We start from the raw sequence: 9,079 nt of genomic DNA on the forward strand, positions 1-9,079 counted from the left end.
CGACGGCGGTCGCGCCATCGCCGACATCTGCCGAAATCCGAAATCCCCATAGCCATCGCCTGTGGCCCGCGGGTTCCTTCCTCGGGGACTTTCGTACGCCTGCCGGCGCCCGAAACTCTTCACGAAAGCGGACCGGCACCTTCTGGCTTCGGATCTTCAATAGCGGACTGTCAGGTCGGCGCGAGCCCTTGTCTTAAGCTGGCCCGTTGCTGACCCTCGCCAGCCGGCCATCAACGAGACACAACGGCCCCGAAGCGGACATTGAAGAGAGTGAGGGAAAATTGTTCACCCTTCCCAAGGGTCGCTCCCTTCATCAGTATTCGCCTTCGCTCGATAGGAACGCGTTCAGCCGTTCCAGCACGAGATGCGGGGCTTCGAGCTGAGGCAGGTGGCCGACACTGGGCAGCGTTTCGAACGAGGCCTGCGGGATCAGCGCATGAAGCGCTTTGCCTCGATCCAGCGGGATCCATGGATCGTCCTCGCCCCAGATTATTCTTACCGGGCACCGAATATCCCCGAACACCGGCTCAACCTCGGCGGTATATTTTTCATCGGCTTGCTCGAATTGCCGATAGAAGCTTCCTCGTCCCCCCTCGGAAAGCCACGGCTCGACCAGCGTCTCGAAATCACCGGAATCGATGTCGTTGACGATTGCCCCTTTGATGTAAGCCTCCACGACCGCCTTGTGGATATGCGGCGGCAGGCCCAGAAAGGCATCCACATGTCGACCGACGTGATCGAAGAACTCCGACCCCCAGGGACGCATCGCGACGACATTCATCAGAACATACCGCTCGAACTCGCAGCCATGCAGCAAATGCGCCCGTAGCGTCGTCGCTCCACCGAAATCATGGGCAACAACCATAGGCTGCTCGAGTTCCCAATGCGCAAGTATCTCGGCGAATACCTGACCTTGCACATCGAGCGACGTGCGCTGCTCCGCGGCTTTGTCGGATCGCCCGTATCCGGGCATATCATACCAATGCACACGATACCGCCTTGCAAGCTCCGGAATAATCCGATGCCATGAGAACGAAGACCACGGCCAGCCGTGGGCCAGCACGAGGGCAGGCCCATTACCAAGTCGACCCGTTGCAACAGCGCCCGCAGATGTTTCCACGGTCTCGTCGAGTTTCCACGACATCAAATATTCTCCTCCGTTTTCGACACCGTGCCGCGACTTGATTGCGCGCCGCAAGGCTGCCGGCAAAGACGCTCTGATGACCGAGTATCCAGGCGTGCCCCATGTGCATTCGACGACCCCATAGCTCCGCCCAGTTACATTGTTCAGAGCGCGCAAACATCGCGCAATTGCCGCCGCCGCGAAGATGATGGGAAAATAATCAATATCGAGACCGGTAAGCCCTTCTCCTACAATGACGCTTGCGTAGAACTCGGCCCGACTGTGGATACGACAAAGCAGCGACAGAAGCGGTACAAGCGGCCGTGAAGGAATTCCTGATTGGAGTATTTCGCATCAACTGATTTCAGACAATCAGCTTGGCGGCAGTCGTCGCGCAGCGGAAACCGGGCTTCCGGGATTGATCTCGGATCTCGTGCGCGCCACGGCACCCGACATCACCGCGATCCGCTTTCCCACCGGCGAGAAGGGCCAAGTGCCGCGGCTTCGACGGCGTGCTCGACAGCTCCGTGGCCGCCCTGAACGTCCCACAGGGTCAAACTTTCTGATAAAACTGACGCTCAACGAGGTCGCCGCAGCATCGGGATGAGCGTCGGCGACGAACCGGCCTGGATCGCGCCGAGCGGTTCGAAGCCGTGCCGCTGGTAGAATGATATGTTGCGCGGGTTCGAGGATTCCAAATAGGCAGGCGCGTGATCGCGGTCGCACTGCGCGAGTGCGTACGCCATCAAGGCATCGCCGTGACCTTCGCCTTGATGCGCCGGGTCGACGCCGATCAGGGGCAGGTACCAATGCGGTTCGGTCGGGTGGTACGTGGCCATCTGCTCGAATATGGCCGCGGTTTCAGGGGCGAGAGAGGATTCAACCGTGCTCTCGAGCACGGCGCCAAGCTCTTCCTCGTCGGAATGCACGCCGGGCGGCAGCCACAGCGCCGTCCCGGCGTAGCCGTCGGTGCAAAAGGCGCTTCCGTTAGAGAATGCCCTGCGCCCGAACGCGCGGGCCATTCGCGGCATGGCTGCAAGGTACGGGTGTGCATGCGGCCAGGTCCATCGCGCCATAGGGTCCGCCGCAAACGCCAGCACGATTATCTCGACCGCTGAATCTTCATCGGCTGCGGCCATAACTCTCACCATCGGCGATTTCACGCTGCCCTCCTGACATAGGTGGTTCGAGGAGGCGCCCGCGCCCGTTCTCAGCCACGCATCGTAACCCGGATGGAGTGGGAGCGATACCGGTTGCTGTCGGCTCAGCGGTTCTGGAAAAGCTGAAGCGTCCTCCTGGTCACCAGCGATGTCCGCTTCTGGAGGACGGCAGGGGCCAGCGGAATGACCGGGATGGGGCGCGAAGCAGTCATTCGCAGCGCGCCAGTGGAGGTCACCGATGGGTCAAACCGGTATTCCATCTCGGTACCACGCGTCGGATTTCACCACTGGAAGACGAACCGGAGTGAGCGAGATTTTTGAGCGTCCGCCCGGCAAAAGCCATGATCACCGCTATGTCAGGCGGGCATGAATGTTACGAAAATCGAAAATTGCGAAGTCCGATCAAGCCTTAACCGGCGCACGCTACTGAAAGGCGCCGGCCTTGCCGCACTGGCCGGGCTTGCCGCTTGCGCCACTGTCCTGCCCACCGGCGAAGGCGCCGGTGTCTCTGCCTCCGCCGCCGGCACGCTGACCGGCATCCGCGCCTCGGCCGGCCTCGCGCCGCTTCTCCCAGATCCTCAGCTCGAACAGGCAGCCTTGCAGCAGGCCGGCTATATGGCGCGTGGCGGCCGCATGACCCACACCACCGGCTGGGGCAAGGGATTTGCTTCGCGCGTCAAGGGCAACGGCATCACCGGTGCTGCCGCAGAAAACATCGCCGAGGGCCGTTTCGATCAGCAGAAGCTGTTCGACATCTGGATGCATTCGGCCGGCCACCGCCGCAACATGCTCGACCCGCGCTTCACCCGCTTCGGTCTGGCCTATGTGCGGGACGGCCGCGACAGCTCGTTGCGCTACTGGAGCCTTGTTCTGGGCAAGTAGGAGGCGTGACCGGCACGTCGACGAGCCGTCAGTCCATATGCGCGGCGGGACCGGCGGTCGGACCAGCCTTTGGCTTGCGCAGCAGGAAAACGAACGGGATGACAAGCAGCGTCATCATCATCAGCAGCTTGAAGTCATTGATGTAGGAGATCATCATCGCCTGGATGTTGACCATGCCATCCATCTGGGAAAGCGCCGTGGGATCGCCGCCCGCCGCTGCCGGCGACGCCGCCCAGAGATTGGGATTGAACGGATTGATGTAGGCCGAAAGCTCAGCATGGTTGACCTGCGTGTTGCGCACCAGCAGAACCGTCACTACCGAGACGCCGATCGAGGAGCCGAGATTGCGCACCAGGCTGAACAGCGCCGTGGCATCGGTGCGGTAGCGCGCATCGAGCGTGGCGAAAGCCACGGTCGACAGCGGCACGAACACCATGCCCATTCCCAGGCCCTGGATAACGCCGGAACTGAGGATCAGCCAGTTGTCCATCTGCGGCGAGAAGCTGGACATGGTGTGGAGCGACTGCGCGGTCAAAAGGAAGCCGATGACGACCAGGATCCTGGCATCGATCCTGTGCATGATGCGGCCGACCAGGAGCATCGCAACCATCGTGCCGATGCCGCGGGGACCTATGACGACACCGATGGTCATGGTCGGATAGCCGAAGATGGTCGCCAGCATTGGCGGCAGCAGCGACATGCTCGCCAAAATGAGCACGCCCATGACGAAGATAAACGCCAGCCCGGTCACGAAATTGCGGTCGAGGAATATCTTGGGATCGATGAAGGGGTGTTCCGCCGTCACCGTGTGAATGATGAACACCCAGAAGCCGGTCAGCGAAAGACCGAGCTCGATCCAGATCTCGACCGAGGAAAACCAGTCGACCTCGCCGCCGCGATCCAGCATCAGCTGCAGCGCTCCGACGCCGAGCGAGAGCATGGCGAAGCCGAAGAAATCGAAGCTGCGTATCCGCCTTGCAACGGCCGGCAAGTAGGCGGCCATGCCAAGGAAGGCGATGATGCCGACCGGCAGGTTGATGAAGAACACCCAGCGCCAGTTGAAATTCTCGGTCAGCCAGCCACCGAGCGTCGGGCCCAGGATCGGCCCCAGCATGATGCCGGCGCCCCAGATGGCCATGGCCTGGCCGTGGCGCTCCTTCGGGTTGATGTCGAGCAGGAAGGTCTGTGACAGCGGCACGATTGCCGCGCCGAACACGCCCTGCATCAACCGGAAGAACACCATGGTCTCCAGGCTCCAGGCGATGCCGCACAGCATGGAGAATATGGTGAAGCCGACCACCGACGTCAGGAACAGCTCCTTGCGGCCAAAGCGGTCGGCCAGCCAGCCGGTCACCGGCGTCATGATTGCCGCGGCAACGATGTAGGAGGTCAGCACCCAGTTGATGTTGTCGGGGGACGCGCCAAGATCGCCGGTCATGGTCGGCAGCGCGACGTTGGCGATCGTGGTGTCGAGCGCCTGCATGATCGTCGCCAGCATGAGCGCCACGGTGATCAGGCCGCGGTGCGGCACTTCGCGAAAGGGTTCTGGCGTGCTCATGATGTGGAACTTCCGGCAGGTAACAAAAAAATGTACACTAGAGCGACGTGCGTCCATTTGGACGCACAAAGTACGCTCTAGTACTTTGAGTCAGCGCATCGTGCTTTCCGAAAATCGATTCCGATTTTCGGGCCGATGCGCGAGGTTTCCGGGCGGCGCGGCCTTCCGTATGGAGAGACCCTCATCGCGGTGGGACGCGACTATCGATGTGGGGGTTACATCGACCGAGCGTCTCGATAAAACGGCGCCTGCCGCCCGGAAACCTGAGGACCGAAACGGGTCTGCGTCGCGTTGTTCAGGCTTCGCTCAGGCCGCAACGCAGCCCGATCCAAACCCTAACCCCTGGTGCATCTCCCGTCGGACCAATCCTGTCAGCTGCGTTCCTCTCCGTGCGCGGCCTGCATTCTACTTGTTGCGTCTCAGACCTCATCGTCCAATGGAACGAGGCGGTCTATTGTGCCTCACTCGCCGTGGCGTGGCCGAAGATGCTGGGAAGCCCGCGGGAAACGCCGGTGTCCACCGTGACGGTCGCGCTCATGCCGGTGCGCAGCGCCATCTTGGCGTCGGCATCGGCCAGTTCCAGGCGCACCGGAATGCGCTGGGTGACTTTGACCCAATTGCCGGTGGCGTTCTGGGCGGGCAACAGCGAGAACTCGGCTCCCGTGCCGGCGCCGATCGCCTTGACCGTGGCCTCGAACGTCTTGCCCGGATAGGTGTCGACCACGATTTCGGCCTTCTGGCCCGGCTTCATGTGGGTGAGCTGCGTTTCCTTGAAATTGGCATCGATCCAGGTGTCGCCGGTCTCGACCAGCGAAAACAGCGGCGTGCCAGAGCCGACATACTGGCCGACCTTGAACGAGGCAGCCTGGCTGACGATGCCGTCAGCCGGCGCCCTGACAGTGGTCTGCGCCAAATCGTAGGCAGCCTTGTCGCGCGCGGCGAGCGCCGCCATCACGGTCGGATGCTTATCGGTCTCGATATCGGGATTGCCGCCAAGGCCCGCCTTGGCGCTGAGGATGCCCTGCTCGGCCACGGCCAGTTGCTGCTTGGCTTTGTCGAGATCGTTCCTGGCCTCGTCGAGCGAGGACTTGGCATTGATGCCCTTGCGGGCAAGGTCGGCGGCTCGGTCGTATTGCGACTGCGCGTAGTCGACCTGGCTGGCGTCGGACTTCTCCTGCGCCAGCGCCTGGCTGTAGGCCGCACGCAGCTGCTCGACATTGAGGCGCGCGCCGGCCACCGCCGCGTCGGCCTGGGCCAATGCGATCCGGTAGGGCTCGGGATCGATGGCGAACAGCACGTCGCCCTGCTTGACGGACTGGTTGTCGAAAATATCGACCTGAACGATGCGACCCGCCGTATCGGCGGCTATCGAGACCTTGGCCTGCTGCAGATTGGCGTTTTCGGTCTCCTGGTAGCGGCCGCCGGTCACCCAGACGTAGCTGCCGCCGGCGATCAGTGCCACGGGGAGCGCAAACATCAATAGGAAGCGGCCGACACGGCGCTTCTTCTTCGGCACCACCGGCGCCGGTGCTAGCTGCGGAGCGACCGCCACCGGAGCCGCCGCCGGCTGCGCCGGAGCTTCCACCTCCAGCTTGGTTGCATTCTCATCTACCTTGGCTACCGCGTTCATGCTGCTGCGCCTTCTGCACCTTTGACTTTTTCGCCGGACGCCGTCTCGCCGTCCGCCAGGTTCTTGGCCATCGCCTCCAGACCCTTGATCAGGATGCGGCGATCTTCGAGCGACACGCCGGTAAGCGATTCCTCATAGACTTCGCCAGCAAGGCTCTTGATCTCTGCGTAGGCCTCGCTCGCTTTGGCGGTCGGGAAGATCATGCGGACGCGGCGATCGGTGGCGTCGGAACGGCGCTCGATCCAGCCGCTCTCCTCCATGCGGTCGACCAGGCGCGACACGCTGATCGGCTCGATCTCGAGAAGCTCGGCGAGCCGCGCTTGCGTGATGCCTTCTTCCTTGGCGACGCGGACCATAAGCCGCCATTGCGCCGAGGAAAGGCCGAGCCCGCTGGCCTTCGCCTCGAAGCGCTTGCGCATCAGGCGCTGCACGTCGTGGATCAAAAAGCCCAATCTATCGATGCCGTCGGAAACCATGAGCGGCATATATTATAAGCGTGCTTACTATTCAAGATGCGGCATTATGCCAGAAGCCGGCAAGTGTGGATGGCAGTCACATCAGGAACGATTGCGAATGAGCATCGTGACCACGAAAAAAGCGCCGACCGAGCTGGTGATGATGCCGATCGGCAGTTCCTGCGGCGGCAGCAGCGTGCGGGCGAGAAGGTCGCTTGCCAGCAACAGCACCGCTCCAAAGAGGGCGCAGCTTGCAATCAGGCGCAGGTGCAACGGGCCGGCCAGGGGCCGGGACAGATGCGGGATCATCAGACCGACGAAACCTATGACGCCTGCCACCGAGACGAGGATCGCCGTCGAGAAAGCAGCGACGAGAAATGTCGTCCTGCGCATCCGCGCAACCGGCACGCCGAGGCTTTCGGCGGCGTTTTCGCCGGCCAGGAAAGCGTCGAGCCGACGGTGGTTCCAAAGTCCGAACACAAGGATGGTGCCTGCGCCCAGAGCAGCCAGTCCGACATTGTCCCACCGCGCCAGCCCGAGCCCGCCCATCGTCCAGAACAGCACCGAGTGGGCGGCGCGCTGGTCACCGGCAAAGACGAGATAGTTGGTCAAGGCGGTGAACATGAACGATACGGCAAGCCCGGCCAATATCAGCCGTTCGGGGCCTTGACCCCTCACCCGCGAAACAAGCAGAAGCACGATGCCAGCGGCCAATATGCCGCCGGTGAAGGCGGCGACCGGCAACGTCCAGATGCCGAAATGGTCGCCAAAAATGGTGATGACGGAAACTGCACCGGCCGCGGCACCGGAAGACAGGCCGAACAGGAACGGATCGGCGAGGTCGTTGCGCGTTACCGTCTGCAGCAGCGCGCCGATGACGCCCAGCCCGGCGCCGACACAGATGGCCATGATCGTGCGCGGCAGCCTGAGATCGACGACGATCTTGGCGACCGGACCGGACACGATGTCTCCGCCCAGTCCGGACGCATGTCCGAGCGCAGCAACTACGTCCGTCAGCGCTATGACAGTCGATCCATAAGCGATGGACAGCAGAGCAAGAGCAGCCATCGCTGCTGCTCCTGCTGCCATGGCCAATTCGAACGCCCTGCGGCGCAAGCTCAGAAAGCTTCCGGGTGCATCGCCCTGGCGATCTTGCCGATCGCCTCGATGTTGGCTGGCCCGGGCGTCAGCTCGGCATAGCGCAGCGCGACGAAGCGCTCATTCCTGACCGCGTCGGTTTCCTTCATCGCCGGATGAACTTTGAGGAAATCGAGCAGATTCCTGTAGCCGCCACCGTCCTGGTAATCGAGCAGGATCAGGAACTGCGGATTGCGGGAGGCGACCGTTTCCCAATCCGTATTGCCCCAGCTCGTCTGCATGTCGGCCATGATGTTGTCACCGCCGGCAGCGGCGATCATGGCGCTGGGGATCGCGAACTTGCCTGATGTGAAGGGTTTGTCTTCGCCGGAGTCGTAAAGAAATACGCGCGTTCCCTTGTGGTCGCCAACCTTCGCCGTGATATCGGCGAGTTGCGCTTTCCAGTCCGAAACAAGTTTTTTCGCCTCGGCTTCCTTGTCGAAAATCCTGCCCAGCTTTTCGATGTCGTCGTAGAGCAGGTCCATCGAGGCGGCGGGGCGGTTGTTGTCGAGATGGACGCAGCTTTCCGTCAGCACCAGCGTCTTGATGCCGTGCGGCGCCAGCGTATCGGGCGTCACCTCGCCGCCCGGCTTCATGCCGTAATACCAGCCGGCGAAGAAGAAATCGGGCTCGACCGCGACGAGGTTTTCAAGTGTCGGATATTTCGGCGCGAGTTCCGGGATCGAGCCCTGCTCGGCCTTGAATTCCGGACCGACCTTGTACCATCCGGTGATGCCGGTCAGGCCGACGATCGACGGTTGCAGCCCCAGCGCGAAGGCCATCTCGGCCATGTTCATATCCTGGATGATGGCGCGCTTCGGCGCGGCGTCGAACGTCAGCGGCGTGCCGCAGCTGTCTACAGTTACCGGGAAAGCAAAGGCGGTCACCGGGAAAGCCAAGACGGTCTGGGCAAGCAGGAGGGACGCAAAAGACAGTGCAAGGCGTTTCACGGATGTTGCTCCTTGGTTAAATCGGAAGAGGCACGGTTCGGAACGTCGAATACCGTGAGTTCGCGGTCTTCGGTGGGATGGCGCAACCGAAGCACGTCGACGCCGAAAATCTGGCGGATCAACTGCTTGGTCAGCGCCTCGCGCGGACCGGCAAACGCCTGCAGGCGGGCCTCGTTCATCACCG

General features: G+C 62.3%; 8 protein-coding genes and 1 pseudogene. 1 reads left to right on the forward strand and 8 read right to left on the reverse strand.

Annotated elements, in window-relative coordinates; all coding sequences use genetic code 11:
• Window positions 1–313 precede the first annotated feature (313 nt).
• Window positions 314–1,144, reverse strand: coding sequence for an alpha/beta hydrolase (locus EOC94_RS32510; RefSeq protein WP_127204639.1), 831 nt, complete (start codon window positions 1,142–1,144; stop codon window positions 314–316).
• Between the two features lie 557 nt (window positions 1,145–1,701).
• The gene (locus tag EOC94_RS32520; protein WP_210212106.1) at window positions 1,702–2,286 is read right to left on the reverse strand and encodes a GNAT family N-acetyltransferase; all 585 of its coding nucleotides are present in this window, start codon (window positions 2,284–2,286) and stop codon (window positions 1,702–1,704) included.
• A 363-nt stretch (window positions 2,287–2,649) separates the two neighbouring features.
• On the opposite strand from EOC94_RS32520, the gene EOC94_RS32525 reads away from it, so the two are divergent.
• The gene (locus tag EOC94_RS32525; protein ID WP_127295650.1) at window positions 2,650–3,165 is read left to right on the forward strand and encodes a CAP domain-containing protein; all 516 of its coding nucleotides are present in this window, start codon (window positions 2,650–2,652) and stop codon (window positions 3,163–3,165) included.
• A gap of 28 nt (window positions 3,166–3,193) precedes the next feature.
• Here EOC94_RS32525 and EOC94_RS32530 read toward each other — a convergent pair whose 3' ends face one another.
• The 6 genes and pseudogenes from EOC94_RS32530 to EOC94_RS32555 all read right to left on the reverse strand — a co-directional run.
• A complete protein-coding gene (locus EOC94_RS32530; RefSeq protein WP_127295652.1) occupies window positions 3,194–4,723 on the reverse strand; it encodes a DHA2 family efflux MFS transporter permease subunit in 1,530 nt (509 codons plus the stop codon).
• 451 nt (window positions 4,724–5,174) lie between these two features.
• Window positions 5,175–6,353 (reverse strand): HlyD family secretion protein, encoded by a 1,179-nt coding sequence (locus EOC94_RS32535; protein ID WP_126107046.1) that lies wholly within the window; start codon window positions 6,351–6,353, stop codon window positions 5,175–5,177.
• Complete coding sequence (locus EOC94_RS32540) at window positions 6,350–6,829, reverse strand: MarR family transcriptional regulator (RefSeq protein ID WP_095485822.1); 480 nt, start codon at window positions 6,827–6,829, stop codon at window positions 6,350–6,352. Before EOC94_RS32540 ends, EOC94_RS32535 begins: the two co-directional genes overlap by 4 nt.
• Window positions 6,830–6,910: 81 nt before the next feature.
• Window positions 6,911–7,876, reverse strand: coding sequence for an iron ABC transporter permease (locus EOC94_RS32545; protein ID WP_245465706.1), 966 nt, complete (start codon window positions 7,874–7,876; stop codon window positions 6,911–6,913).
• A gap of 50 nt (window positions 7,877–7,926) precedes the next feature.
• Complete coding sequence (locus EOC94_RS32550; protein ID WP_127295658.1) at window positions 7,927–8,862, reverse strand: ABC transporter substrate-binding protein; 936 nt, start codon at window positions 8,860–8,862, stop codon at window positions 7,927–7,929.
• A gap of 29 nt (window positions 8,863–8,891) precedes the next feature.
• Window positions 8,892–9,079 (reverse strand): annotated as a pseudogene (locus EOC94_RS32555) (ABC transporter ATP-binding protein); the annotation flags it as partial.

The organism is Mesorhizobium sp. M6A.T.Ce.TU.016.01.1.1, assembly GCF_003997065.1.
Taxonomy (GTDB): Bacteria; Pseudomonadota; Alphaproteobacteria; order Rhizobiales; family Rhizobiaceae; genus Mesorhizobium; species Mesorhizobium mediterraneum.

Excerpts from the sequence above, each read along its gene's own strand:
- EOC94_RS32525 (WP_127295650.1), top strand. The coding sequence starts at position 2,650 with ATGAATGTTACGAAAATCGAAAATTGCGAAGTCCGATCAAGCCTTAAC.
- EOC94_RS32510 (WP_127204639.1), bottom strand. The coding sequence starts at position 1,144 with ATGTCGTGGAAACTCGACGAGACCGTGGAAACATCTGCGGGCGCTGTT.
- EOC94_RS32535 (WP_126107046.1), bottom strand. The coding sequence starts at position 6,353 with ATGAACGCGGTAGCCAAGGTAGATGAGAATGCAACCAAGCTGGAGGTG.
- EOC94_RS32545 (WP_245465706.1), bottom strand. The coding sequence starts at position 7,876 with ATGGCTGCTCTTGCTCTGCTGTCCATCGCTTATGGATCGACTGTCATA.
- EOC94_RS32540 (WP_095485822.1), bottom strand. The coding sequence starts at position 6,829 with ATGGTTTCCGACGGCATCGATAGATTGGGCTTTTTGATCCACGACGTG.
- EOC94_RS32530 (WP_127295652.1), bottom strand. The coding sequence starts at position 4,723 with ATGAGCACGCCAGAACCCTTTCGCGAAGTGCCGCACCGCGGCCTGATC.